Annotated in this window: 24 protein-coding genes, 2 rRNA genes and 1 pseudogene (1 of these 27 cut by a window edge); 17 read left to right on the top strand and 10 right to left on the bottom strand. The window is 47.8% G+C overall.

Going from position 1 to position 26,407, the window contains the following annotated elements:
- The 5 genes from ACNI23_RS06810 to ACNI23_RS06790 all read left to right on the top strand — a co-directional run.
- Nucleotides 1–2,809: ribosomal RNA gene (locus ACNI23_RS06810) — 23S ribosomal RNA — on the top strand; it begins 127 nt to the left of the window's first position.
- Between the two features lie 101 nt (nucleotides 2,810–2,910).
- Nucleotides 2,911–3,025: ribosomal RNA gene (rrf, locus tag ACNI23_RS06805) — 5S ribosomal RNA — on the top strand.
- A 476-nt stretch (nucleotides 3,026–3,501) separates the two neighbouring features.
- Complete coding sequence (locus tag ACNI23_RS06800; protein ID WP_420247445.1) at nucleotides 3,502–4,443, top strand: hypothetical protein; 942 nt, start codon at nucleotides 3,502–3,504, stop codon at nucleotides 4,441–4,443.
- Nucleotides 4,444–4,530: 87 nt separating this feature from the next.
- Nucleotides 4,531–5,871: a PpnN family nucleotide 5'-monophosphate nucleosidase gene (locus ACNI23_RS06795; RefSeq protein WP_420247444.1), complete on the top strand. Its 1,341-nt coding sequence runs from the start codon at nucleotides 4,531–4,533 to the stop codon at nucleotides 5,869–5,871.
- A 61-nt stretch (nucleotides 5,872–5,932) separates the two neighbouring features.
- Nucleotides 5,933–6,070, top strand: coding sequence for a hypothetical protein (locus tag ACNI23_RS06790; RefSeq protein WP_420247443.1), 138 nt, complete (start codon nucleotides 5,933–5,935; stop codon nucleotides 6,068–6,070).
- 138 nt (nucleotides 6,071–6,208) lie between these two features.
- Here the strand turns inward: ACNI23_RS06790 and recQ are convergent, their stop codons facing one another.
- Together recQ and map are read right to left on the bottom strand one after the other, a co-directional pair.
- A complete protein-coding gene (gene recQ / locus ACNI23_RS06785) occupies nucleotides 6,209–8,431 on the bottom strand; it encodes a DNA helicase RecQ (RefSeq protein WP_420247442.1) in 2,223 nt (740 codons plus the stop codon).
- A gap of 6 nt (nucleotides 8,432–8,437) precedes the next feature.
- A complete protein-coding gene (gene map / locus ACNI23_RS06780; RefSeq protein ID WP_420247441.1) occupies nucleotides 8,438–9,217 on the bottom strand; it encodes a type I methionyl aminopeptidase in 780 nt (259 codons plus the stop codon).
- 221 nt (nucleotides 9,218–9,438) lie between these two features.
- On the opposite strand from map, the gene atpD reads away from it, so the two are divergent.
- From atpD to ACNI23_RS06730, 10 genes and pseudogenes are all read left to right on the top strand, one after another.
- Nucleotides 9,439–10,812: a F0F1 ATP synthase subunit beta gene (atpD, locus tag ACNI23_RS06775; protein ID WP_420247440.1), complete on the top strand. Its 1,374-nt coding sequence runs from the start codon at nucleotides 9,439–9,441 to the stop codon at nucleotides 10,810–10,812.
- Nucleotides 10,809–11,189, top strand: a complete 381-nt coding sequence (locus ACNI23_RS06770) for a F0F1 ATP synthase subunit epsilon (protein WP_420247439.1) — start codon at nucleotides 10,809–10,811, stop codon at nucleotides 11,187–11,189. The genes atpD and ACNI23_RS06770 overlap by 4 nt, the downstream gene beginning before the upstream one ends.
- Nucleotides 11,186–11,557, top strand: coding sequence for an AtpZ/AtpI family protein (locus ACNI23_RS06765; protein ID WP_420247438.1), 372 nt, complete (start codon nucleotides 11,186–11,188; stop codon nucleotides 11,555–11,557). Before ACNI23_RS06770 ends, ACNI23_RS06765 begins: the two co-directional genes overlap by 4 nt.
- A complete protein-coding gene (locus tag ACNI23_RS06760; RefSeq protein WP_420247437.1) occupies nucleotides 11,544–11,861 on the top strand; it encodes an ATP synthase subunit I in 318 nt (105 codons plus the stop codon). Before ACNI23_RS06765 ends, ACNI23_RS06760 begins: the two co-directional genes overlap by 14 nt.
- Nucleotides 11,852–12,520: a F0F1 ATP synthase subunit A gene (locus tag ACNI23_RS06755; protein WP_420247436.1), complete on the top strand. Its 669-nt coding sequence runs from the start codon at nucleotides 11,852–11,854 to the stop codon at nucleotides 12,518–12,520. The genes ACNI23_RS06760 and ACNI23_RS06755 overlap by 10 nt, the downstream gene beginning before the upstream one ends.
- A 20-nt stretch (nucleotides 12,521–12,540) precedes the next feature.
- Nucleotides 12,541–12,819, top strand: a complete 279-nt coding sequence (locus tag ACNI23_RS06750) for a F0F1 ATP synthase subunit C (RefSeq protein WP_015852105.1) — start codon at nucleotides 12,541–12,543, stop codon at nucleotides 12,817–12,819.
- 2 nt (nucleotides 12,820–12,821) lie between these two features.
- Nucleotides 12,822–13,553, top strand: a complete 732-nt coding sequence (locus ACNI23_RS06745) for a F0F1 ATP synthase subunit B family protein (protein WP_420247435.1) — start codon at nucleotides 12,822–12,824, stop codon at nucleotides 13,551–13,553.
- Nucleotides 13,554–13,667: 114 nt separating this feature from the next.
- A pseudogene (locus tag ACNI23_RS06740) lies at nucleotides 13,668–15,194 on the top strand (F0F1 ATP synthase subunit alpha).
- The gene (locus tag ACNI23_RS06735; protein WP_420247434.1) at nucleotides 15,181–16,041 is read left to right on the top strand and encodes a F0F1 ATP synthase subunit gamma; all 861 of its coding nucleotides are present in this window, start codon (nucleotides 15,181–15,183) and stop codon (nucleotides 16,039–16,041) included. The pseudogene ACNI23_RS06740 and the gene ACNI23_RS06735 overlap by 14 nt, the downstream one beginning before the upstream one ends.
- Nucleotides 16,042–16,146: 105 nt before the next feature.
- Entirely contained in the window at nucleotides 16,147–16,272 is a 126-nt protein-coding gene (locus ACNI23_RS06730) for a hypothetical protein (RefSeq protein WP_420247433.1), read from the top strand.
- 70 nt (nucleotides 16,273–16,342) lie between these two features.
- On the opposite strand, the gene ACNI23_RS06725 is transcribed toward ACNI23_RS06730, so the two are convergent.
- Both ACNI23_RS06725 and ACNI23_RS06720 read right to left on the bottom strand, forming a co-directional pair.
- Nucleotides 16,343–16,660: a hypothetical protein gene (locus ACNI23_RS06725; RefSeq protein WP_420247432.1), complete on the bottom strand. Its 318-nt coding sequence runs from the start codon at nucleotides 16,658–16,660 to the stop codon at nucleotides 16,343–16,345.
- 140 nt (nucleotides 16,661–16,800) lie between these two features.
- Nucleotides 16,801–18,219, bottom strand: coding sequence for a carbon starvation CstA family protein (locus ACNI23_RS06720; RefSeq protein WP_420247431.1), 1,419 nt, complete (start codon nucleotides 18,217–18,219; stop codon nucleotides 16,801–16,803).
- A 274-nt stretch (nucleotides 18,220–18,493) separates the two neighbouring features.
- Between ACNI23_RS06720 and ACNI23_RS06715 the strand changes: the two genes are divergently transcribed.
- Nucleotides 18,494–19,159 (top strand): Fic family protein, encoded by a 666-nt coding sequence (locus tag ACNI23_RS06715; RefSeq protein WP_420247430.1) that lies wholly within the window; start codon nucleotides 18,494–18,496, stop codon nucleotides 19,157–19,159.
- Between the two features lie 89 nt (nucleotides 19,160–19,248).
- Here the strand turns inward: ACNI23_RS06715 and ACNI23_RS06710 are convergent, their stop codons facing one another.
- From ACNI23_RS06710 to ACNI23_RS06690, 5 genes are all read right to left on the bottom strand, one after another.
- Nucleotides 19,249–19,815 (bottom strand): flavodoxin family protein, encoded by a 567-nt coding sequence (locus tag ACNI23_RS06710; protein WP_420247429.1) that lies wholly within the window; start codon nucleotides 19,813–19,815, stop codon nucleotides 19,249–19,251.
- Between the two features lie 143 nt (nucleotides 19,816–19,958).
- Nucleotides 19,959–20,321 carry a hypothetical protein gene (locus ACNI23_RS06705; RefSeq protein ID WP_420247428.1) on the bottom strand — a complete coding sequence of 121 codons (363 nt, stop codon included), beginning with the start codon at nucleotides 20,319–20,321 and terminating at the stop codon, nucleotides 19,959–19,961.
- A 1-nt stretch (nucleotide 20,322) separates the two neighbouring features.
- A complete protein-coding gene (locus ACNI23_RS06700; RefSeq protein ID WP_420247426.1) occupies nucleotides 20,323–20,751 on the bottom strand; it encodes a hypothetical protein in 429 nt (142 codons plus the stop codon).
- Nucleotides 20,752–20,820: 69 nt separating this feature from the next.
- Nucleotides 20,821–22,557, bottom strand: a complete 1,737-nt coding sequence (locus ACNI23_RS06695; protein ID WP_420247425.1) for a LytS/YhcK type 5TM receptor domain-containing protein — start codon at nucleotides 22,555–22,557, stop codon at nucleotides 20,821–20,823.
- A 109-nt stretch (nucleotides 22,558–22,666) separates the two neighbouring features.
- A complete protein-coding gene (locus ACNI23_RS06690; RefSeq protein WP_420247423.1) occupies nucleotides 22,667–23,458 on the bottom strand; it encodes a LytR/AlgR family response regulator transcription factor in 792 nt (263 codons plus the stop codon).
- A 199-nt stretch (nucleotides 23,459–23,657) separates the two neighbouring features.
- Between ACNI23_RS06690 and ACNI23_RS06685 the strand changes: the two genes are divergently transcribed.
- Nucleotides 23,658–24,539, top strand: a complete 882-nt coding sequence (locus ACNI23_RS06685) for a mechanosensitive ion channel family protein (protein ID WP_420247422.1) — start codon at nucleotides 23,658–23,660, stop codon at nucleotides 24,537–24,539.
- Between the two features lie 39 nt (nucleotides 24,540–24,578).
- Here ACNI23_RS06685 and ACNI23_RS06680 read toward each other — a convergent pair whose 3' ends face one another.
- The gene (locus tag ACNI23_RS06680; protein ID WP_420247421.1) at nucleotides 24,579–26,279 is read right to left on the bottom strand and encodes a hypothetical protein; all 1,701 of its coding nucleotides are present in this window, start codon (nucleotides 26,277–26,279) and stop codon (nucleotides 24,579–24,581) included.
- Nucleotides 26,280–26,407: the final 128 nt, after the last annotated feature.

Genomic DNA, 26,407 nt, shown 5'->3' with positions numbered 1-26,407 from the left:
CCCAGCAGAGTAACCCTCTGTTATCCTTTAGCTGAATACATAGGCTTTAGGAAGCGAACCCGGTGAAGTGAAACATCTCAGTAGCCGGAGGAGTAGAAATCAAACGAGATTCCCAAAGTAGCGGCGAGCGAAATGGGATTAGCCCAAACCGTGTGCTTTCGAGCATGCGGGGTTGTAGGACCACAATGTGTGATCTGTTTAGATAGGGGAAGCGTCTGGGAAGGCGCGTCGTAGAGAGTGAAAGCCTCGTACCCGAAGTCAGCGACAGCACTAGTGGCACCTGAGTACCACGGGACACGTGAAACCCCGTGGGAATCTGGGAGGACCATCTTCCAAGGCTAAATACTACTTAGAGACCGATAGTGAACCAGTACCGTGAGGGAAAGGTGAAAAGAACCCCTGTTAGGGGAGTGAAATAGAACCTGAAACCAGTTGCCTACAAGCTGTGGGAGCAGACTTGATCTGTGACCACTTGCCTTTTGCATAATGGGCCAGTGAGTTAATCTGTAATGCAAGGTTAAGCAGTGATGTGTAGCCGTAGCGAAAGCGAGTCTGAATAGGGCGACAAGTATTGCGGATTAGACCCGAAACCAGGTGATCTATCCATGGGCAGGCTGAAGCTTGAGTAAAATCAAGTGGAGGGCCGAACCGTTGTAAGTTGAAAATTACTCGGATGACCTGTGGATAGGGGTGAAAGGCCAATCAAACTTGGTGATAGCTGGTTCTCTCCGAAATATATTGAGGTATAGCCTCAGGAGTTTTCTTGCGGAGGTAGAGCACTGACAAGGCTAGGGGTCCCACCAGATTACCAAACCTTATCAAACTCCGAATGCCGTAAGATATATCCTGGGAGTCAGACTGCGGGTGCGAAGGTCCGTAGTCGAAAGGGAAACAGCCCAGACCGTCAGCTAAGGTCCCCAAATCCATGCTCAGTGGAAAAGGTGGTGGAGTTGTATAGACAGCCAGGAGGTTGGCTTAGAAGCAGCCATCCTTTAAAGAAAGCGTAATAGCTCACTGGTCTAACGATTCTGCGCCGAAAATGTAACGGGGCTAAGCATGGTACCGAAGCTACGGGATGCGTCTTTGACGCATCGGTAGGAGAGCGTTCTCAGATGGGATGAAGGTGAATCGGAAGGTTCGCTGGACTAATGAGAAGTGATTATGCTGGCATGAGTAACGATAAAACAAGTGAGAAACTTGTTCGCCGTAAGACTAAGGTTTCCTGGGTAAAGCTAATCTTCCCAGGGTTAGTCGGTCCCTAAGGCGAGGCCGAAAGGCGTAGTCGATGGAAAACGGGTTAATATTCCCGTACCAGCAAATGTGTGCGATGGAGGGACGCAGTAGGATAGCTCAGCCGGCTGTTGGATATGCCGGTGTAAGTGCGTAGGCTTGAGAAATAGGCAAATCCGTTTCTCTTTAAGGCCGAGACACGATGCCGTAACTTTACGTTTGAAGTGAGTAATTCCAGACTGCCTAGAAAATCTTCTAAGTTTAGCATTTGTTGACCGTACCGCAAACCAACACAGGTAGTCGGGTCGAGTAGACCAAGGCGCTTGAGAGAACTCTGGTTAAGGAACTCGGCAAAATGATCCCGTAAGTTAGCGAGAAGGGATGCTCCAGATGGTGACTTGATTCACTTAATGAGCTGTTTGGAGCCGCAGAGAATCGGGGGGGGCGACTGTTTACTAAAAACATAGGTCTATGCTAAGTCGTAAGACGATGTATATGGACTGACGCCTGCCCGGTGCTGGAAGGTTAAAAGGAGGTGTTAGACTTCGGTCGAAGCTCCGAATTGAAGCCCCAGTAAACGGCGGCCGTAACTATAACGGTCCTAAGGTAGCGAAATTCCTTGTCGGGTAAGTTCCGACCTGCACGAATGGCGTAACGATCTCCCCACTGTCTCAACCAGAGACTCAGTGAAATTGAATTACCGGTGAAAATGCCGGTTACCCGCGGTAAGACGGAAAGACCCTGTGCACCTTTACTATAGCTTGACATTGGGTTTAGGGCTATCATGTGTAGGATAGGTGGGAGGCTTTGAAGCCGGCACGCCAGTGTCGGTGGAGCCAACCTTGAAATACCACCCTTGATAGTCTTGAATTCTAATCCAACGCCGTTATCCGGCTTGGAGACAGTGTCTGGTGGGTAGTTTGACTGGGGCGGTCGCCTCCCAAAAAGTAACGGAGGCTTGCAAAGGTTCCCTCAGGCTGATTGGAAACCAGCCGTCGAGTGCAAAGGCATAAGGGAGCTTGACTGTAAGACAGACATGTCGAGCAGGAACGAAAGTTGGTCTTAGTGATCCGGTGGTTCCGCATGGAAGGGCCATCGCTCATAGGATAAAAGGTACGCCGGGGATAACAGGCTGATCGCGCCCAAGAGTTCACATCGACGGCGCGGTTTGGCACCTCGATGTCGGCTCATCACATCCTGGGGCTGAAGCAGGTCCCAAGGGTTCGGCTGTTCGCCGATTAAAGTGGTACGCGAGCTGGGTTTAAAACGTCGTGAGACAGTTTGGTCCCTATCTACCGTGGGCGTAGGATAATTGAAGAGGGTCTGCCCCTAGTACGAGAGGACCGGGGTGGACGAACCTATGGTGTTCCTGTTGTCACGCCAGTGGCATTGCAGGGTAGCTAAGTTCGGAAGGGATAACCGCTGAAAGCATCTAAGCGGGAAGCCTGCCTCAAGATTAGTTATCCCTATGCTTTAGCATCTAAAGATTCCAGGTAGACCACCTGGTTGATAGGCTGGAGGTGTAAGTGCAGTGATGCATTCAGCTGACCAGTACTAATAAATCGTGCGACTTATTTTTCTTCTCTTCCCTTAACTTTAATCCTAAACGATTAAAGCTAATGGAACTCTAATTCTTCTCTATTAAACCATATATTTTTGCTCAAAAAGCAAGCTAAATTTGCTTGCGGCCATTGAGGAGAGGTCACACCCGACCCCATTCCGAACTCGGAAGTTAAGCTCTCCTTCGCCGATGATACTGCTAGGTAGCTAGTGGGAAAGTAGGTCGCCGCAAGCTTTTTTATTTCCAAAGCCCCTGAACTTAGGTTCAGGGGCTTTACTTGTTGGTGTGATACTAATTTAATACCACGCGCCGTAATTGCTGCAGGGGTTTTGGGGCTTGGGGGCTTGGGGGAAGATAAAAAGAGGTTATATTTTGGTGTGTTGTTAGATTTGCCTTGTGAGATCTTTTGGGGGTTAATTTGATGTATGGGCTGAAAAAATATTTTTAAACGCTTAAATTGATGACTTTTTTTGAATTCAACAGCCGAGTTTTTTTGCTCAGGAAATTGTTCGGGCTTAGCCCTAGGAATACTGATGCTATTTGAGTAGCATCTGTTGCATGGTCAGCATAGATAGTTTCAGGAATAAAGCCGGGAGGGGCTGATGGTTTGTCTGAAAACGGATAGATCTATTGTTATCTTTCTATTGGCTATTGAGTTCTCTTTATCATCATATTAACTATGTACAAAATATGGATACAAAGGAATATGTATGAATGCTAAAGTTGACGTTGCCATAAATGTTTTCGGAAAAGTTCACCAAACAGCACTTTCGCTTCTTTCTCTTATTGAGTGCAGTGGAAAGCATATAGATAAAATTTATTTTCAAGAAGAAGCGTGTACTGCTGAATATGAGTTTAAAAAGCATGATGCGATTCTTAAGTATTTTGGCGATAAATTAGAACACTATGTCCCTAAGTATTGGAATGGTATCGATCCCAACGATATGGAGCGTGCTGCTTCATCTGAAGATTACCGTTTGTCCATAAGGTACCAGTATGGTTGGGAAAAATGTAAACAGCGTTATCTGTTGACCGTGCATAATGATATTGAAGTGACCACTGATATTGTAGCGAACCTCTACAATGAACTGGATGGAAATACCGGCATCGGTGAAATCGGCCAATGTTGGTGGTGTCCGGCGGGGCAAAAAGGTTTGTGTGATTCTGAAAGGTATATGGAATTCAAGCCTTCCTATCAGTATCTAATGAAAATTTATAACAAAGATATGGATTATACACAGCGTCGCGCATACAATTTCGGTCTTTCTAAGCAGTATAAGGAAAATGCATGGCCTTTGCCGGAGTGCCGTTTAAATGAGTGGTGCGCTTTGATCGATATGGGCAAGGCTCGCAAGGATACCATGCCTATGGGCAGTGCTGTCCCTTTTGGTGCGCGAATGCCTTCGGGTGCTTTAATCGGTGAGAACTGGGATCGTCCGGTTTGTCTGGATGTGGCGGTGCAGTGGTTCCGCGATATGCTGCATATGGGGCATACTTTCAAACATTATGACGTGAACAAGGATATGATTCACGATAAGCGGGGCAGTGTTAAACTTGATTCAGCTGAAGCCTATGTGCTGGCCGAGCAGAAAGCTTTGATCAGGCTCAAAGACCGATTTCCTGAATATTGCGAGTTTGCCGGATTGATGTAGATATATTTTGATGGGTGTTTAATTTTTTTGATCTGAAATGCAATTTATCCTTGCATTTACCTGTGTTCCGATTACTCCTTTTCCATTATGCAAACAGAATTAAAGATTCCCATTCTTCCCCGTAAGATTGTTTCTCAGCAGTTCAGTGATGCTGATATTGAACGTCTTGCTCAAGGGCTGGCTGATCCTGAAAACCGTATGGTCGAAATCATCGGTGCATTGATCAACGTGCACAAGAATGATGTCTGCGATACCCGTGAAATTCGGGTCAAATTTAGAGATATGCAAATTGAACTGGCTCCGGTTAACGGGCATATCAATCTGCTATGTTCCCGTGTTCCGAGGGATTGTCTTTATGATGGACGAAATGTCATCTGGCAGTCTGTTGAACACATTTCGGCGGTCATTCGCGATATAATTTTTGCTCCTAAGTATTCTTGCGAAGGAGACAATTGCCGTTCCACGAACATTAAGAAATTTGTTGAACACTCCGGCCTTATGTATCGTGGAGAGCGCGGCTTGGTTATGTTTACGTGGGGCGGACATCAGGTTCCCCTTGATGAGTATAATTTTGCTAAGGAACTCGGCTACTGGACCGCTCTTTTCATGCCGGATATGGAAAATATCACTGGTTGCGGTGTAGGCGTTATGAAGGCTCCTTTCAAGGGAGCACAGGTAGCCTATGGCAAGCAGAATTCCTTCGAGCGCTTCGGTCATCGGGATTTTATCGGTTTTTCGGAAAAGAAAATTCTTGCTGCTGAAGCTCCGAACGAACTTGTGACCCAGCTTTTGACTTTCCCAACTATTGAAGAGCGTATGGAGGCATTTATCCGTGCCTCTCATCGAGGCAAGGTTCATCCCGGTGGTGCCGGTACTGTTGAAGAAATTCTTACCATGCTGGCCTTGCTTTCTATGCCCGACAACAAGGGGATTCCTTATGAATTCGACCTTGTTGAGATGGGTGGCGGGGTTTATTTTAAAGAACTTGATGAGTATTTGAAAATTTGTTTTGGCGACGCATTGGACGGTTTGTATAATGTTCATGTAGGGACTGCCCGTTCTTATGCAAACTACGTTGCTTATCAGACGCAGCATTTGAATACCCGCTATCTCTGGAATGATGATCTTGTTTTTGATTCGCGTATTCAGGAACCTTTTGCGGTTACTTTTGAATCAATGGAAGGACTTGATCTTTCACGGGATCAGGAAGCCTTTTCATTGCTTATTAACTTGCGTCGTTTCTTTTCCGGGGTAGTCCACCTTACAGTGAAAGATCCGGATATGCTTGATTCATGGGGCAATGACAGACCTCTTATCAAGGGGGATAAAAACATTCTGGCTGCAACAGACCAGTTGGTCCGTAAGTTGGCAAAGCAAGGCAGGATTCATCCCAGCAAAAGCAAAAAGCCTGCTTACCGGATTGAGTAGTTAATTATATTGTTTGGAAAGAATAAAGCCGATCTGTCAGCTGACAGGTCGGCTTTTTTTAATGGCTGAAAATATTTACGATGTTATCAATATCACCATTTTAGAATTCGTACATATATTCCGTCAAAGGGGCGTATGCATTGTCTCCATATATGTTGACCTTGATGATTGCGTCAGCCTGCGTGGAAAATGCAAATAGTGTAATGAACAGGATAATTGTACTGGGGAATTGTTTTATTCAGAACCTGTATTGAACAGTTACTGGATTACAAAGCACATTGTGATAATATTTAATCTTTATGAATAAGGTCAAATGTATTATTCTGAAGCTGTTAAATTAATTGCTGGCGCGAATCATTCGTAGAATTTCAAATGAGTAATTTCCGCAAAGTCCATTGAATACCGGGCTTAGTTGCAGGAATCCTTCTTCTTTATAAAAGGATAAAGTGTCTCGCAGACATTCAAGTTCCGATGCATCTAAATCCAGAATATCACTTACTTCTACTTTTCCGGCCCCTATGCAAGACGTCAGATGAGCGTAAATTGTGGCAGGTTTGATGTTGCGGGATTCTGCAACTTTTTCGATGTCCATAAGCTCTTCAAACAGTTCAAGGGTTTCCAGTGCAGAAGCGGAAACAGTCGGGCCTTCTTGCTTGAGAGTGGGAGTGGGGACTTCTTTGATCTTGTCTTCCGGGATGGGGAAAAGATCCTCGGGTCTTCCGTGTTTCTCTTGATGGTCCATCAGCACTTCAATGATGGCTGCTCCATAGCGAAATATTTTTTGATCACCCAAACCACTAACCGCATAGAGCTCACCTGTGGTTTGCGGGCGGTAGCAGCCAAGTTCAAGCAGGGTTTTATCCGCAAAAATGGTATAAGCCGGGACATGCTGTTCCTGCGCGAGTGTGTTTCGCAGGGAACGCAACGATTCCAGAAGTTCCTGTGCTTCAGGGGTGGAAAGGGAAGGACTGTTCGAATCTCCAATGACCAGCTTTTTGCTGGTGCGGCGGGTTTTGCTCTTGACAAGCACAGGGTCTTTGCGCAGGGCGACAGTCCTTTCCTTACGCAAAACTTCCCAGCTTTTAGCGTTTAGTTTCAGCGATCCGTAGCCTTCCATATCAACATCCACCAGCCCTTGCGAAACAAGCTGGCGGTGAATTGAAAGCCATTCATCAGAATTATATTCCTTGCCGATTCCGTAAGTGCTTAAGCTGTTATGGCCTTGGGTGCAGATGCGTTTATTCTCCTTGCCCAGCAGAATATCGATCAGGTAGTTGGCACCGAAAAGCTGCTCGGTGCGGAAAATATTTGAAAGTGCTTTTTGCGCAGGGATGGTTCCGTCAAATGTTGATGGCGGGTTGATGCAGGTGAAACAGTTTCCGCATGGCGCCTCAAGTTCTTCCCCGAAATATGAAAGCAGGGATTGGCGAAGACAACCCGGTGATTCGCAGTAAGCTAGCAGGGCGTTGAGCTTGCGCAGTTCCAAAGCTTTGCGGTCATCCGGACTATTACCGGACATGATCATTCGTTTCAGGAATCCGATATCCTGAATCCCTACGGACATCCATGCTTCGGCAGGCAACCCGTCTCGTCCGGCACGACCAGTTTCCTGATAGTAGGCTTCGATGGTCTTCGGCAGGTCCAGATGGGCTACGTAGCGTACGTCCGGTTTGTCGATACCCATACCGAACGCAATGGTCGCTACCATGACAATGCCGTCTTCAGACATGAACCGGGCCTGATTGTCCTCGCGGGTTTGTGCGTCTAATCCCGCGTGATAGGGCAAGGCTTTAATACCTTGTTTGCAGAGCCATTCCGCGGTGGATTCCACTTTTTTGCGGCTCATGCGGTAGACAATGCCGCATTCAGCAAAGTGCTCGTTTTTGATGAAATTGAGCAATTGCCGTTTTTCCTGATCCTTGGGAATTACAGTATAGCGGATGTTCGGACGGTCGAATCCGGTGGCAAAAATATCGTCATTGCTGAATGATAAGCGGTAGAGGATTTCCTTGCGGGTCGGGCCGTCGGCTGTGGCGGTTAGTGCCAAGCGCGGCACGCTGGGAAACATTTCCGCAAACACGGAAAGCCGCAGGTAATCGGGACGGAAGTCGTGTCCCCATTGGGCTACGCAGTGGGCTTCGTCAATGGCGACCAGACTGATCTTGATGCCCGAAAGCATTTCCATGAATCCGGGTTGGGCCAGCCGCTCAGGGGCCACATAAAGCAGATCCATGTTACCGCTGTGCAGTTCATGGATGATATGGTTGGCCTCGGAGGGCTGTACCGATGAATTCAGGCAGGACGCACGCACTCCCATCTGTTTCAAGGCTGCCACCTGATCGCGCATCAGGGCGATGAGCGGGGAAATGACAATGCCCACCCCCGGTCGAAGGATGGCCGGAATCTGGTAGCAAGCGGATTTACCGCCTCCGGTGGGCATGAAAACAACGGCATTGCCGCCGCTCATGATGCGGTTGATGACGTCTTCCTGCAACCCACGGAATGATTCATAGCCGTAGGTCTGGCGCAGGACGTCTAAAGGAGTACGTGGTGCACCCATAAAGTTCTAAAGAGCCCAGCCTTCACCATTCTCGCTGCAGGTAAGGACCTGTGCTCCAGTGGCAGTTACAGCGATGGTATGTTCGAAGTGGGCGGAGGGCTTGCCGTCTTTGGTGACGATGGTCCAGTGATCTTTCAGGGTTTCAGTGGTTTTTACGCCTGCATTGATCATCGGTTCCACGGCAATAACAAGACCTTGTTTGAGCTTGAAATCTTTGACCAGTCTGCTGTGATAGTTGGGGACCTGCGGGGATTCCCACAGACCTTCACCGATGCCGTGTCCGACCAGTGATTCTACAACGGAAAAGCCTGCATTACGGGCATATTTGGACATCTCTTTAGCAATTTTGCTCCACTTAACGCCCGGTTTGATCCTCTTGATGGCGATGCGCAGGCATTCTTCGGTTACATCCATGAGCTGTCTTTTTTCATCATCAATTTCGCCTATTGCGTGGGTAACGGCGCAGTCAGAGCACCAGCCGTTCAGGCGCACACCGATATCGATGGACAGGATGTCTCCATTTTCCAGCTTACGGGCGGAGGGGATACCGTGAACAATGGCTTCGTTGATGGACATGCAGCAGCCTGCAGGAAAGGGAACTTTGCCCGGAACACCTTTGAAAAGAGGAGTCGCACCATGGGAAGTGATAAATTTTTCAACTTCGGCGTTGATTACTTCGGTGCTTGTGCCGGCTTCGCACATTTCTTTAGCCACCATGTGGGCCTTGTAGAGCAGAATACCTGCTTCACGCATGAGGTCGATTTGTTTTTTATTCTTTATAATCATTTGGATAACTCCAGATAATGTTTTCGTGACCGGGACAGGCTACTCTTTAATATATGGAAGTCAACCGGAGATCATATAGTAATTCAGATGGAGCACTTACTTCTGTGAAAAAACAAACTTAATTTAAAAATGCTTTACTAAACTTTTCGTTTCCGTATTCTATAGGCAGAATAAGAAAACCTTTCCGTTCGGGAGCTGATTCAAGTTGCGACGGTGAAATTATGAAACACAAATTTTTGGGCGAAGTAATCTCTGTTCGGGGATCGGTTGTTGATGTGCGTTTTTCTGAAGAAATCCCCCCTTTACTTTCGGTTATGTATTCAGCTGGAGAGAAGCCTGTCACACTTGAGGTGGCCGACCATCTGGATATGAATTCAGTTCGTGCCATTGCCATGACTCCTACCGGAGGGTTGGCCCGTGGTGATGTTGTTCATTGTAACGGCGAAACCCTGCGTACTCCCGTTGGGGAGGAGTTGTTGGGCAGGGTGCTTAATGTATTCGGTGACCCGGTAGACGGTAGCGACCTGCCAACCGATGTTGAATTCAGGTCTATCCACAATCAGCCCATTGAGCTTTCCCGGCGTGTAGTGTCAGAGGATATTTTTACCACTGGAATCAAGGTGATTGACCTGCTCATGCCTCTTGAAAAGGGAGGAAAGGCCGGACTCTTTGGGGGGGCCGGTGTTGGCAAAACGGTACTTATCACCGAGTTGATCAACAATATGGTCGGTGCGCATAGCGGGATCAGTATTTTTTGCGGCATCGGAGAACGTTGTCGCGAGGGTGAAGAGCTTTACCGCGAAATGGGTGATGCCGGTGTGCTTGATAATACGGTCATGGTATTCGGTCAGATGAATGAACCTCCGGGTGCACGTTTTCGAACGGGACATACGGCTCTGACCATTGCCGAGTACTTTCGGGATGATCAGGGCAAGGATGTTCTTTTGCTCATCGATAATATCTTTCGTTTCATTCAGGCCGGAATGGAGCTTTCCGGTTTGCTGGGGCGTCTGCCATCACGCATGGGCTATCAGCCCACACTTGGTTCAGACCTTGCGGAATTGGAAGAACGTATTTCATCCAGCAGTTCCGGGGCTATTACCTCGATTCAGGCTGTATACGTGCCTGCCGATGATTTGACTGATCCGGCGGCAACCCACACATTTTCACATCTTTCATCTTCCATTGTTCTTTCCCGCAAGCGTGCCGGGGAAGGTTTTTATCCTGCTGTGGACCCACTTGAATCGAGGTCCATGATGCTTTCTCCTGCAATTGTGGGGCAGCGTCATTATGATGTAGCACGCGAAGTCCGGCGGACTCTTGCCCAATACGAGGACCTTAAAGACATCATTGCCATGCTTGGCCTTGAAGAACTTTCCCGTGAAGACCGCAAGATTGTATCGCGGGCGCGCAGGTTGGAACGGTTCATGACTCAGCCATTCAACACGACTAAGCATTTCACAGGTATGGACGGGCGAATTGTCTCCCTTGAGGATACGATCCTCGGCTGCGAGCGGATATTGAATGATGAATTTCCTGATGCTTCTGAACGTGATTTCTACATGATCGGTTCTCTTGAGGAGGTAGGAAAATGAGGCTGAAAATTCTAATTCCCGCAGGTCTGTTCTTGGACCGTCTAGTAGATAAGGTATTGGCTGAGAGTACCAAAGGCGGGTTCTGCCTGCTGCCTAACCACATTGATACAGCTTCGGCTCTTGCTCCGGGGATTCTTACTTATGAGGTGGAAGGGGAGTCGCACCATCTTGCAGTGAATGGCGGTGTGTTGGTCAAGAAGGGTGATGCCGTACGAGTTTCTTCCCGGGCAGCTGTCGCCGGGGAGCTGGGTGAATTGGAAGCTGAGGTCTTGCGCATGCAGGATGAGGCTTCAGAGGCGGAAAAGTCTGCACGCAGTGTGGTTGCCAAGCTTGAAGCCGGTTTTGTGCGTACTCTTATTGAGGTGGAGACTACATGAGCCAGCGTGATCCAAATGACCGTAAGCCTGACAAGTTCGGCCGAACCGTAGGCAGCAAGGAGCAACGCAAAATACGTGCGGGACAGAAAGGTACTGTCGGGGCTTGGTCTGCTTTTGGTGCTATGGGCGCTGTAGGTTGGCTGGTAGCTTTACCTGTGGTGCTGGGTAGCCTGCTCGGAGTTTGGCTGGATAGCCGTTGGCCCGGTAAAGTTAATTGGACAATGGCTATGCTCGGTGCCGGGTTGGGTATCGGCTGTCTGTTTGCCGGAATTTGGATGAATCGTGAGAAGAATAAGATAATCAAAGAACGTGACGACTGGGAACAGCAGGACATCAAATCGAAGGACGTAGAGGATGATCATCAGTAGTATAATGATAACTGTCGCTGCCTTTGGTATCGGCTTGCTTTTATCCGCTATCCATTTTGGCGGACTCTGGCTGACTGTACGTATGCTGCCTCGCTGTGAAAGGCCGAGAATGTTTTTCTGGTCCAGCTATCTGGGGCGATATGGAATTACCCTTTGGGGTTTTGCCCAAGTTATGAGCTACGGAGGAGGACCCTTTGTATCTTCATTTTTTGGCTTCTATCTATTGCGGACCTACTTGCTGGCCAATCAGTGCGGAATGGGCATGTTGGATGTTGTTAAAATGAAGAGGACTGAATGGAAATAAGCCCGGACCATATCATTTATTTCAGCTTTGGATTTTTTAAGCTGAATGCCACCATAGTTTATACATGGCTGGTTATGGTCCTGCTTGCGGGATTTTCATGGTTTGTTACCCGTAAGGTCACGTCTTCAGCTAATATTTCTTCCCAGCAGAATCTGTTGGAAGTGTTGGTGGCTGGACTGCTTTCCCAGATCAAAGATGCTACCAACCAGCAGCCGGAAAAGTTCCTGCCGTTGCTTGGAACTCTGTTCATTTTCATTCTCGTTTCTAATTTGCTTTCCGCTGTTCCGGGATTCAAGCCGCCCACAGGTTCTCTTTCAACGACAACTGCGTTCAGTTTGATCGTCTTTTTCGCCGTTCCCTATTACGGAATAAAGGAGAACGGCTTGCTTAACTATCTTAAAAGTTATGTGCAGCCTTCACCATTTATGCTGCCATTTAACATAATCGGTGAGGTCAGCAGGACTTTTGCCTTAGCGGTACGTCTTTTCGGGAATATACTTAGCGGGACGATGATGGGTGCGATTCTGCTGGTAATTATGCCGCTTTTCGTGCCTGTAATTATGCAGATGCTTGGACTGCTCATCGGAGTGGTGCAGGCTTATATTTTTACGGTACTTGCGGCGGTGTTCATTGCCGCGGGTCTTGAAGTGCATGGATAAATAATCAAAAGGGGGTTTTGATGGAAACTCTTGGTTGGATTGCTTTTGGGTCGATTATTGCGGCAGGGCTTTGCATGGGCATCGGGGCTATCGGGCCTGCTATCGGTGAGGGTATGGCACTCTCGCGGGCGCTAAGCTCTATTGCCCAGCAGCCGGACGAGACCAATACTATTGTTAAGTTCCTTTTTGTGGGGATGGCAATGGTTGAATCCACGGCTATTTACTGCTTTGTACTGGCTATGATTCTGCTTTTTGCCAATCCGTTCTGGTCCTATTTTCTTGAAAAGGCCGGAGGCTGATAATGCTGCTGGATTGGTTCACGATTTTTGCGCAGGTTTTGAATTTCTTTGTGCTCATAGCGCTGCTCAGGTTGTTTCTCTACAAACCTATTGTCGGGGCCATGCAGGAACGTAAGGAACATGTTGCGCAGGAAACGCATGCTTTGCGGGAAGCCAAGGCTGAATCGCAAAACCTGAACATGGAACTTCGCCGCAAGCGTGAGGAGCTTGATAGCCGTGAGGCCGAGGTTATGGCTGAAATTCGTGCGGAGGCGGAAAGGTTGCGGGAGCAGGCCATGGATTCAGCACGGGGTGAAGTCGAAATCATGCGCAGGGAATGGCTGGCTGCATTGGAGCGGGAAAAGGAAAGTGTTGCGCTCAATTTGCGTAAAAAGCTTATCCATGAGGTTTCGGCTACAGCTGCACGTATAGTGCAGGACCTTTCCGGAAGTGATCTTGAGCAGTTGATTTTAAGCGGTTTTATGCAACGGATAGACGATGAGGCCCGTGGCGTTGATTACGGTAATTCTGAAATTCTGATCCGTACCGGGTTTGAACATACTGAGTTGCAGAAACAAAATTTAAGGCAATTGCTGGATGAACTGTTCCCGTCCAATAGTGAACGAATCTTTACAACTGACTCCAGGTTGGGTCTTGGCATTGAATTGATAGCCGGAGACCGTAAATGGGAGTGGAATCTAAGTTCGTATGTGACTGAACTCGAAAATAAAATTTTAAATGAAATCAATAGCTAAATGCCCGCAGGATTACTCGGACGAAGTGGCGAAGCCTTGTTAAAAAGTTTTGGGATTCTTAAACCCTTTTTCAAAAGGGTTTAAGCCCTCGGAGAGCTGCCGGAGGCAAACAAAATGGGTTTCCTAGAAAAAAATATAGATCAGGCCTTGAATGCCCATGAAAAGGGTCGCGAGAATATGGAATACAGCCCAGATTCGCGTGAAGTGGGGCGTGTTCTGTCTGTTGCTCGTGGTGTAGCGCAGGTGCAGGGTCTAGGATCAGTGCGTTCGGAAGAGCTGATTACACTTGGCAATGATGTTCCGGGTATGGCTCTTGATCTGCTGCCTGATTCCATTGGTATTGCACTGCTGGGCGCGAACACGGGACTTCGGGCCGGGGATGAGGCTGTACCTTCTGGTACGGTTTTGAGCGTTCCGGTAGGAGATGCGTTGATCGGGCGCATTGTGGACCCGCTGGGTAATCCTCTTGATGGAGGTCCGGCGCCGGAAACTTTCGAAACGAGAGTGGTAGAATCGGAAGCACCTCCCATCTTGATGCGTGCCCCGGTTGATACACCGATGGCGAGCGGTATCAAGGTCATTGATACATTGATTCCTATTGGACGAGGGCAGCGAGAGTTGATTCTCGGTGACCGCCAGACCGGGAAGACCGCCATTGCTCTCGACATTATCCTGAATCAGAAAAAAGGAGATGTAATCTGCGTATACTGCGCGATCGGTCAGCGCAGCGCATCCGTAGCGCGTGTTATTGATACTCTGCGTAACCATGGGGCTATGGATTATACTTTTGTTGTTGTGGTTGAGGGTAATGCTCCTTCAGGGATGCAGTATCTCGCACCTTATGCAGCAACGAGCATGGCTGAATATTTCATGGAACAGGGCAAAGATGTGCTGATTATTTACGATGACCTGACCCGTCATGCTCAGGCTTACCGCCAGCTCAGTTTGCTCATGCGCCGTCCTCCGGGCCGTGAAGCCTTTCCGGGCGATATTTTTTATATCCATTCAAGATTGTTGGAACGTTCCACAAGACTTAAGCCTGAACATGGAGGCGGTACGCTCACCGCGCTACCAATCGTAGAAACTGAGGCGCAGAATATTTCGGCCTACATTCCAACAAATCTTATTTCCATAACTGACGGATAGATTTACCTTTCTCCGGTGCTGTTTCAGAAGGGGATGCTCCCGGCAATTGATGTGGGTAAGTCTGTTTCCCGTGTTGGCGGTCGCGCACAGCCGAAAGCTTATCGCAAAGTCTCCGGCGACCTGCGTCTGACTTATTCCCAGTTTCAGGAACTGGAGGCGTTCGCAAGGTTCGGTACAAGATTGGATCAGGATACCCGCAACCGTATTGAACACGGTCTTCGGGTGCGTGAGCTGCTTAAGCAGGATCGATTTTCACCACTTAGCGCAGCACAGCAGGTTGTAATTCTCTGGACAGTATCACTAGGGCTTCTGGATGATGTGCCATTGGAGCAGATTGCTGAAGTTCAGGAGTTTTTGCTGACCAGAATGGAAGAAAGTTTCGAACCTATGGAACGTCTGGTACAGGCGGATACCAAGGATGAAATTTGGGTCGAACTTGAGAAGGCAGTAACTCATCATATGCAGAAATGGAGAGAGGCGCATGCAGCAGCTTGAGGCTGTCCGTAAAAAGATTGCGACCACGGGTGATCTGCTTTCGGTGGTCAAGACTATGAAGGCCCTTGCTGCGGTTAATATTCGTCATTTTGAGAATGCAGCAAAGGGAGTCGGCGAATATGCTGAGGTCATCGAGCAGGGTTGGACTGTCTTTTTCCGCAATGCCGGAATCCTGCCGCGTGGAGCGCGGGACGGCATTGCAGTAGTGCTGGCAGTCGGTTCCGATCAGGGTATGTGCGGGCAGTTTAATGAGCTGGCACGGTCTGAGACTGTGAAGGTTGTTGAAGAGCTTAGCGGTACAGGACACAAGGTAATCTGTTGGACCTGCGGGGAGCGGGTGCGCGGTGCTTTGGAAGATTCCGGGATCGAGGTTGATCTGAATTTCCGTGTTCCCGGCAGTCTGCGCGGGGTTAATACCATTGTTGATGAGATTGAGCAGAACTTGGAAGAATGGCGCAACAAGCGCGGGATGAACCATTTCACCATAGTAAATAATCTACACGTAAGCGATGGGGCCAAGGTTGCAGCCCGACATATCCTGCCACTTCACAAGCGCAGCGGAAGCACGAAATGGGATGGGAAATCCCTGCCCATGACCAATGTTCCTGTTCAGGATTTATTTTCAAATTTATTCAGGGAATATCTATATATCTCCGTATACGGAGCAATTGTGCAATCCTTAGCCGCCGAGAACAGTTCCCGTCTCGCCGCCATGCAGGTGGCTGAAAAAAATATCATCGAACATATCGATGTTCTTGAGTCTGATTATCGCACCACCCGGCAGGGGAATATTACCGGTGAGTTGCTTGATATTGTTGCCGGGGTGGAGGCTGTTGTTGGGGGATGATTGACGCAATCTCTGATGAAGGCTATTGCCTGTTTGTAAGGAGATAACAATGTCTTTACTTTTTGATGATTCTGAAAATTAAAAGAAGCAGTTGGAAATCTGGAATTGAGTCTCGATAACAGAATTAAAGTTGAAATCCATTCCGCAAAAGCTGACATCATCAAGTGGATCGCAGGATTGATGATTGTTCAGGCAGCTTCAATTGCTGCTTTGGTTAAGCTGGTTAGTTAGATATTAATATCCCTTTTGTGAAAGTGGTCCTCACCTGTTGATTCGGGTGAGGATTTTTTTTTGTTTGAAGCTAATCGTAATCAACTATTTCGAGAACTTCACCAACACAGGTTTGGGTGCGACTATGGTTGTCTGCTGTAAACCAATCTCCATCTATAATCTCAACGTCATCTAACAATTCGATATTTAAACATCTCCAATTCTGCGTGGAGCCGGGAACAATTGGCCGCGAACTACTTTCGCCGCCAAACTGGTAAAATAGACATTTTGTAATGCCATTTTTTTCACCAAGAACATGTGGGCATAGTTCGCGTTTGTGACCTTTATATAATGCATGAACTTGCTTTTTGTTCTGAATAGCCTCAGCGAGTAGTTCAAATGTGGTCATTGTTTCCTCCGATTTAGCGTTATTTTGATTTATTGTATCAGGCTGATGCTGATTTTGTAAACAAAAGTCCCCCGCCTGCATAAGCAAGCGGGGGACTTTTTCTAATAGGAGTGGTCTGTGTTTATTTTTAGGAAGATGGTTTAGTTGGCTTCAACAGCTGCTTTGGGGCGAACGTACTTCACGAAGAAGGCACCGAAAGCAAGTACTGCTGCTGCGATACCGATCATGATGGAGATGTTCATGTCCAGTCCGAAACCGATCTTGGCCTGACAGATGAATGTGGCAACAACTGCGGTCATGAAGGTTGCGGGGATGGATGCGATCCAGTGCAGTTTAGCGCGCTGAGCAAGGTACACTGCGGAGGTCCAGAGAACCAGCATGGACAGGCACTGGTTGGAGAAGCCGAAGTATCTCCAGATTGCGGAGAAGTTCTGGGTGGAGATGATGTAACCCAGAGCGAACAGGGGTACTGCGATAAGCAGACGCTTGATTGCGGGGCCCTGATCCATTTTGAAGGTTTCCGCTACAATGAGGCGGGTGGAGCGGAAAGCGGTATCACCACTGGTAATGGGCAGGATAACAACTGCGATGATGGCGAAGATACCGCCAATGGGGCCGAGAAGAGCATTAGCAACTTCAGATACTACTGCGGAAGGGGAACCGGCAGCGATAACTGCGTTGAGTGCTTCGGGTGATTCGTAGAAGGACAGGCCGAGGGTACACCAGATCAGGCCGATGATACCTTCGATGATCATTGCGCCGTAGAATACGGGGCGGCCTTCTTTTTCATTCTTTACGCAGCGGGCCATAAGCGGAGACTGGGTGGCGTGGAAACCGCTGATTGCGCCGCAGGACAGGGTGATGAAAAGAAGGGGCCAGATGGGCTTGTCGCCGGGGTGGAAATTAACTGCGAAATCGAGGTTGGGCAGCATGGTGTGACCGCTGAACATGAGTGCTATTGCGAGAGATACGGTCATAACCAGCAGCAGTGCGCCGAAGAGAGGATAAAGTTTACCGATGAGTTTATCGATGGGCAGGATAGTGGCGAGGAAGTAGTATCCGAAGATGCAGGCCACGAGGATTCCGGTCTCTATTCCGGTAAGTCCGGTGAGCAGCTTTGCGGGGGCGAGTACGAATACAACACCGACCAGCATGAGCAGCACGAATGCGAACACGCGCATTACCTGACGAGCGGTCATGCCGAGGTATTCACCGACCAGCTCGGGTACGGATGCGCCGTTGTTGCGGATGGAAAGCATGCCGCTGAAGTAGTCATGCACTGCTCCGGCAAAGATACATCCGACAACAATCCAGATAAGAGCTACAGGACCGTACAGGGCACCGAGAATGGGGCCGAAGATGGGGCCGATTCCGGCGATATCCAGCACCTGAATAAACATGAGTTTCCACATGGGCATAGGCATGTAGTCAACATCATCACGCATTGTGTATGCGGGGGTAGTGCGTTTTGCATCAGGCGCGAACACGTTGTCCACGAATTTACCGTAAATAAAATAACCGACAATAAGGGCTGCCACACAGGCAAAGAAAAATAGCATAAGAATATCCTCCGTCCTTTTGCTGAAAAATATGTATGCGCTTCTTCTGGCACAAAGGAGGATCTGAATTCTACGCTTTATGTTTGAAATGCCGTTTTCGGTGTTTGAAATGACTTATAACGGATGGTTTGGGGTGTGATGATATGTTGAGTGGGGGGCGGGGTACGATAGCTTTGGCGAAAATTGACAGTTCTTGTAAATAAAAATACTCTTTTATGAAATTTTCAAGTGCTGCGTTCGGGATGCAGCGCTCTACTCCATTTAGAGGTTGTTCATGCGTTCTGATAAAAAAAAAGCTTTATTCGTTGCCCGCAAAATTTTCACAGAGTTGGTTTTTGATACTCAGAAGCTTGAAGGGATGCCATTTACCTTTCCAGAGGTTCAAACTTTTATTCAGGGAATTACTGTCGGCGGTCATAAAATATCGGACGCTGAAAAACTTAAGCAGCAAGTGCTTGGCTGGGAAACACTGCTCGTTATGGCTGAGTCCGGTAAATTTGAAATAAGTAAAGAAGTTGCGTGTGATCTTCAGTCCGTAATTGCGAAGGATGAAGCCTTGGAGATAGGAAGTTTCAGATCAGGACAGGTTGGGATTGCCGGAACTGATTATTGTCCTCCGAAGCCAGACGATTTGGAATCAACATTTAAAAATGTGCTGGCAACCATAGAGGCTGAGGAATCAATAGTTGTTCAAGGTTACCTTTTGCATTTGTTGTTCGCTCGCAGTCAGTTCTTCTATGACGGGAACAAGCGAACAGGCTTGCTAATGATGAATGGACATCTGTTGTCTAATGGCTATCCTCCCATGTCGATACCTGCTAAATTGTTAGCTGAGTATAACTCTGGAATGATTGAGTATTATGAAAGTGGCGATCCGGCAAATATGCTTGTTTTTCTTAGGGATTGTCATGAAAAGCTGGCTGCAAAATTTGATTTTTAAGGGCATATTTATATAGCCCCATAAAATAAAGCCTGACGCGATCATAAATCGCGTCAGGCTTTTCTTGTTTCGAGAAGGTGCGGTGCTGCTTATTTAATCAGCTCGCGCGCGAACTCTACTGCCTGCTGTTTGGCTTCATCCCCGAGGTTATCGGGGTTTTTACAGCCGCCCAGGAAGAGGGTTGCGGTGTGATTGGTCAGGTGCGGCTTTTTCATTCTGGAAAATGCGGTGAAGGTTTCCGCTGCGTTGTTATCGTAAGGGCCACCGCCGGTTACCAGAAAACCGTGACGCTGGTCCTTGATGAGGGAGGCGTGGGTTGGCATATGGTAATCTACGTACAGGCTGTAGGTTCTGTCGATTACAGTTTTGAGCTGGGCGGAAGGGCCCCAGAAGTAGAGCGGGGATGCAAAGACTACTGCATCGGAAGCTATCATCTGCTCCAGAATTGCAGGGATGTCGTCTTTGATTACGCAGCCGACTTCTTCCGGTTTTTCCTTACACTTCATACAGGCCATACAGCCTTTCATTTCCTTGTCGTTGAGGTAGATGGACTCAACTTCGTGACCCAGTTCCTTGAGTTCTTCTTCAACCCATTCGATCATTTTAGCGGTATGCCCATTTTTTCTGGCACTGCCCTGAAGGCAAAGAACTTTCATTTTCTGCTCCTGAATTTTTATCAGTGGTGATTATCAGGCGTGATAGATAAATCCGCCTGTAAGGAAAACAATTTGAAATATGATCGGCGAAGGCTAATCAAGAATGGCTGCGTGCGCAACGTCCAAATAGGATAATTTTTAAGTTAATGCGCGTTCTTGAGCTCTGCCACAACCTCGTTAACAGCCCGGCTGAAGAGCTTCATGACCTGTCCTTCGGTCTGTGGGCGGCCTTTCTTGAAGATAAAGATGGGGACGGCTTTGTTTTTCTTTTCAGAGTATAAGTAAAAGAGGCGTAAGCCTTTACGAGGGGAGATGCGCAGGATTCTGATAGAGACCCTGATTTTGCGTAGAGCTATTTTGTTGAGGCCCCGGTAGACAACTCCTCTGGATGGCCTTCTCAGGATTTTCTTTTTGGCACGTTTGATGTCCCGTTCGGCCTGCGGGTATTTTTTGAGCAGACTTTTTTCGTAGCGTAAATATGCCTCTGTTTCCTGGAGCATGATCATGCTAGAGCACCTCCTCAAGTTCGCTGAGGGAGTGCTGAATATCAGGGTCTATTGCAATGGAAAGATCAAGTACCAGATCTTTCCAGTCCATGAGCGGACCGGTGAGCCTGCGTCCTGCCCAGCGAGCAAATGGCGAGGGCAGGGTGCAGAGAGTTAGGTGGGCTTCGGCGAGCTGCTTCTTGATCACCGCGGCTTTTTGCAGCACTGAAGCACATTCTGCATCTGGAGTGGTATGGCAGGATGCTTCCTGCCAATCCTTGGCAAAATTGCGGATAACAATGCGGCTGAGACTTTTGATTACAAAGAGGGTCCTGATGGTGCTATATAGCTTAATGCCCGATGTATGCCTTGCTTGCACAGTTTCATGCAGAGTCTGAATACGTGCAGCAAAGGAATTGAATATGCGGGTGTTACAGGAACATTTGCTCATAGTCGCGACCTTTAATTATTTTGATTTATGCAGGTCAATTTAGAGCAGCTGAGTTATTTTATCAAGTTCCTACCCCGCATTTCCGGCAAACTCATTCATCTGCACGGCTGTGCGCAGTTTGGGTACCCTGAATGATATAGTGGTTCCTTTTCCTTCTACGCTGATGATGACCATTTTGTACTGTGGGCCGTAAATCTGTTCAAGCCGCTGGATGCAGTTGCGGACCCCGATTCCTTCTTCGTGGGAGTCAATTTTCTTTTTGGCATAGATGGCTTCAACCTGATCCTGAGTCATGCCGATGCCGTCGTCATCAATTGAAATATTCATCTCATCGTTATCACAATAGATATCCAGCGTTATAGTGCCGCCTTCTTCGCGCCCCATGAGGCCGTGTTTTACACTGTTTTCCACCAGCGGCTGGATGATCAGCGGCGGGATGGGCCATTCCAGACATACGTCTTCTACATTTAAGTCGACCTTGATTCGTTCTCCAAATCGGGCCTGCTCAATGGCGAGGTAGCTGTTCAGCTGGGCCAGTTCTTCGTGCAGCGGGACGTATCCTTTGCTGCTGTCGAGGTTTTTGCGCATGTATTTGGAAAGTTCCAGCAGTAATTCACGTGCGCGATCCGGGTTGGTACGGCAGAATGATGTTACAGTGTTCAGGGAGTTGAACAGGAAATGAGGGTTGATCTGAGCCTGCAAGCGGCGGATTTCTGCATGGGCCAACATCTGCTCTTTGATCTGGATTTCTTCCAGCTCCAATTGGGTGGAGCAGAGGTTGGCAAGGCCTTTGGCCATCTCAAAGGAGAGTTGATCGAGTTGGTTCTTGCGGGTTCCGTATAGTTTAAGTGTGCCGACAACCTGTCCGTTTTTATGCAGGGGAACTACCGCTGCGGAGGTAAAGGGGCATCCCGGATGTCCGCACCCAATTTGTTTGCTGGATTCGAGAAAGAGCGGTTCGCCTTCGTTAAGAACCTGCAGTGTTGAATCTGTGCGGATTTTCTTGCCCGCAAGATGGTGGTCAGCCCCGGCACCCACGTGGGCCAGCACGTTTACGTTGTCGGTAATGGCAACGGCTGCGGCGCTGAGGTGGGCGTGTATGATTTTGGCTGTTTCCTGCGCTGATTCCAGAGTCAGCCCTGAACGCAGGTGGCTTACAGTAAGGTTGGCGATATCGAGGATATGCTGTGCCTTGACCGAGTCTTGCTTTGTCCCGTGGCGGAAAACAATATTAATGACCTGCGCGAAAAGAGCAGCACCAAAGGTGTTCAGCACGATCATGGGCATGGCGATGAGTTTTACTAATTGCAGTGCTTCGTCGTAAGGATGGGAAAGGTAGAGGACCATGATCATGTGAACTATCTCGCCCACAAAGGCTAGTCCCGCAGCAGCACGCCAGTCCATCTTCTTGCTCAGGTGCAGTGACACTATCCCGGCAGCCAGTCCTTCGAGCATTGTTGCTGTGCCGCAGGGTATTGCGCTGAATCCACCGAGGTCTATTAAGATACGGTGTCCTCCGGCAATGAGTCCTGCTCCTAGGCCGACCAATGGTCCACCGAACAGTCCACCGGTGATAACGGCCATGGCGCGCAGGTTGGCTACAGACTGAAATACGAAGTTACCGCCGTAGGTTCCCAATATCCCGCAGATACCGAAGATAAGAATCTGCATGGCAATATCAGCCTTGGGAGAACTCTGACGAAAACCGATTTTATGGACCGGGGTAATGGTCAAAAGCAGGAAAGCCCCGGCCACGATAAGGCCGAAACGTTCTGCAAGTGTGATAATCAATGTTTCTGGATTCATATTTATATCTAGTAAGCTTCTTTAGTACGAATATACGAAGCAAATTAAAAAAGTTTGAAAGAGTCCAGAGAAAACTTTTCAAGGTTTTCTTTGGCCGCCGAAGGCATTCTTAAGCCAGTCCTAAACGCTGGCGGAAATCTTTTACGCGCCCTTTGCTTATAATAATTTCCTGTTCGTCAATATGCTTCATCGTAACTACGTATTTACCGTTAAACCACGGCGCAAAATCGCGAACATGGGTCAGGTTTACCATTTCGCCCCTGTTGGTGCGGAAAAAAGGCTGTCCTTGCAGACGTTCTTCCAGTTTATCAAGGGTCTTATCGCCATAGCAGGGGAAAACGCCTTTTTGCGTGTAAATCATTATTTTGCGGTCCTCGACCCGACATAGGATTACGTCGGATGGCTCCAGCAGCAGAATTCGTCCGCTGGCTTCTACGGAAATCCGCAGGACTTTGGTTCCCAAACCCATGGTGTCCAGCAGGGCATTCATATCCGGTAAGTCCACTTTCTCTTCACAATTGGCATAAACGAGGCAGCGAATGCGCTTGATGGATTTTTTCAGCCTTTCACTTGAGAGCGGCTTAAGAATATAATCCACAGCATTCTCTTCAAAGGCCTGCAACGCGTATTCATCATAAGCCGTGGCAAAAACCACCAGGGGCGGGTTTGGAAGCTGCATAATTTCCTGCAGGACATGGAAACCGTTCTTGCCGGGCATCTGGATATCCAGAAATACGAGATCCGGTTCTTTTTCCTCAATAAGCTTTATGCCTTTTGTTGCGGAAGTGGCCGTGCCTATTACATCGATATCGTTGAAATCTGAAAGCAGGAAGCACAGTTCATCAAGGGCTGGAGCTTCATCGTCAACTAGGATGCAACGTATGTTTTGTTGGTTGGACATGCAGTTATCCGGTTAGCTGGGTTTGTATTGATTGTTTCATCGATAATTATAAATTCGTTTAAAAGCAAATATGCTGATTCATCTTTTCAATGCGGGAATTTATATTTCATTATTGCTTAAATGTCTGAAAATGAGATAATTAGAAATTAATTGTAAAAGCATTATTTCGTCTAGACTCTTAAAGAAGCAGGTGGAACTTATGAATGAAACTGGAAAAGCAGCAGCTGATGCAATGTCGGAAATTAAAATTGATCTGATGAATCCTGATTCGGTAAGCAAATTTGCCGAAGATGCCATAGCCTTTGTAAGCGTGCACGGCTTAAGAATACTTGTAGCTATTCTTGTGCTGCTGGTAGGTCGTATGATTTCCCGGCAGGTTTCAAATGTGGTTAAGAGGATGATGCTTAAGGCTAAGGTTGACGATATCCTGACATCTTTTATCGCGACTATTGTCTACTATGCTCTCTTATCGGCATTTGTGGTCGCCGCTCTTGGCCAGGCAGGCATTAATGTCACTTCATTCCTCGCTGTACTCGGTGCTGCCGGTCTTGCTATTGGTCTGGCATTAAAAGATACACTGGCAAACTTTGCTGCCGGGGTTATGCTGATTCTGCTTCGGATGTTCAAGAAAGGTGATTACGTTACGATTGCCGGAACTTCCGGTACAGTTCAGGAATTGTCCGCTTTTTATACCGAACTTTCAACTCCCGATAACCAGCGTGTGGTAGTCCCTAATTCATCTATTCTCGGATCTGTAATTGTCAATACCAGTGCCCATAAAACAAGGCGCATCGATTTAATAATCGGTATCAGTTACGAGGATGATATTGAGAAGGCCAAGTCCATTATCAAATCCATTCTTGAAGCAGAAGGCAGACTGCTTAAGACTCCGGAACCACTGATTGCCGTAGGTAATCTTGGGGATTCAAGCGTGGATATTTTTGTACGTCCATGGGTTGGAACAGGTGATTACTGGCCAACCAAGTATGCTTTGCTGGAGAAGATCAAGATTTCACTTGATGAAGCAGGGATTTCCATCCCTTATCCGCAGAGCGATGTGTATCTGCACAAGGTGGAATAAAAATTAAGGGGTGCCGTTTGAAGCGGCACCCCTTAATTTTTAATTTGCTTTATGAACCACCAATTGGTCGAAGGGAATATTCCAGCCGAAATGGGTGCAGGCATCTACGCTGTAGCGTTGCAGGGCGCGTTGGAGGCGGCCGTATAGCTCAGCGATGTCACGATGGAAATCAGCAATGATGACCAGATTGAGCGATGATGCTCCCGCAGATTCAAATTCTACATTCAGGTTAAGAACGTGATCAGTGTATCCGTCCTCTGCGAGCTTGGCGGTAATGAATTCCTTAGCCTGCGTGAGGATAGTGGAAGTACATTCCTCCTGATGAGCGTAGTCAATGCCGAATACTGATTTCAGGCGGAAGTTGCGGGACAGATTCTTGGGGTTGAGGCCCAGAAAATCAGAGGTCTGATAGGTTACGTATGCCCCGCCGCGCTGGATTAATTCCACCATATCCGGGGACTGGCTGATAACTTTGCCGCGCACACCATCAGACAGGATCACCCAATCATCAATCATACAGGGGAACCACGGTTCATTTTTGCCCACAGGACGGGAAACAACATTTTCCAGTTCTCCGATAGGCAGTCTGATTCTGCCGGGGCTTAAGGCCGGGTTCTTCAGCTTGGCAAAAAGTGCAAGCCTTTCTACCTGCCATGGAACTCCGTTGTAGGTGACACGTTCATTTTCGCGTACAGAGCCGAGGTTTAGAATGAGTTTTACCTGTTCGTAGTAGCGGGTAAAACCTTCTCGTGCAGTCCAGAGCGCACCTATGATGAAGATGATGGCAATGCTGAGCAGGAACCAATCACCGGAGATGTACAAAGTGAAAAGAGAAGCAGAAGTTGAGGCGATGACTGCGAAAATCAGCAGCAGTACCTCAATGAGCCGGATATAAAACGGCCGTTCTTTACTTCTGAATGCCGGGTGGGTTTTCTTGAAGACGCGGTCCACAAAACGGAAAAAGAAAAATACGCCGCCAAATGCCAGCAGAGCGAAGAGAATATTTTTACCTCTGCTTTTGAAGAAGACGGCCATGACTTTTTTAGTTGATTCGTAAAAAGACTGTTTATCTTTGGTGAGTTCCGCCAATTCAAAGCGGGCAACATCAAGTTGGTTGTCGATGTTGGTTCGTCTTTTTTCAAAATCAGTTTTAAGTATTCCAAGTTCCCATTTGAGAACCGGAGATTTGCTTGCGTTAATCAGAATATCAATGTTTTCAACCGCTTCTTCGGCTCTTGGCAGTCTGCTTTCAAAGTACGCGACCCGGCTTTTCAGACGTTCGATCTGTCTGGGACGTTTGGTCATTTCTTTGAGTTCCTGAAGCAGAGGGCGTACTAAGGTTTCTATTTCTTCCTGCCAGACGAATTTTTGCTGTGCATCTTCATCGAAAACATCAAGATCAAGTCCGGTGGCTACTTTTACGAAATTCTGGCGGACCTTATTGAGTTGTTGTTTGAGGTCGGTCAACTTAATGGACAGGGCTTCCTTGTCCATTTGGTGACGTGTTTTTTTGAGCTCTTTTTTGGTCTCCGCAATCTGTTTTTCCAGCGTGGTTTTGTACTGTAGGAGGTTGATGAGCGTTTCGGACTGAGTTGTCTGCTGCTCAGCGAGAGCAACAGCCACTTCTACTGAACCGTTAACGGAAGTTTCCGTCTGGGCTGTTGCATGGTGCGGGCTTTGCAACAAAAGAAATACGGATAAGGCGGCTACAGCCGGAAAAAAACGCAAAAACTTGGTCATGATGGTCAGTTCCTGATTGGATTTAAAATTTAAGTATCCTCAAATAAATACCTGCAATTGTCGGTAGCGATCAAGTATTTATTGGTTGGAGAAATTAAAAAGCAGGCATGCGGGGAAAATTACGTCAT

This window comes from Maridesulfovibrio pacificus (SeqCode), from assembly GCF_048612815.1.
In the GTDB taxonomy this organism is placed as follows: domain Bacteria; phylum Desulfobacterota; class Desulfovibrionia; order Desulfovibrionales; family Desulfovibrionaceae; genus Maridesulfovibrio; species Maridesulfovibrio pacificus.
The sequence above is the reverse complement of the archived record's forward strand: the minus strand, read 5'-3'. Positions and strand labels throughout refer to the sequence as shown.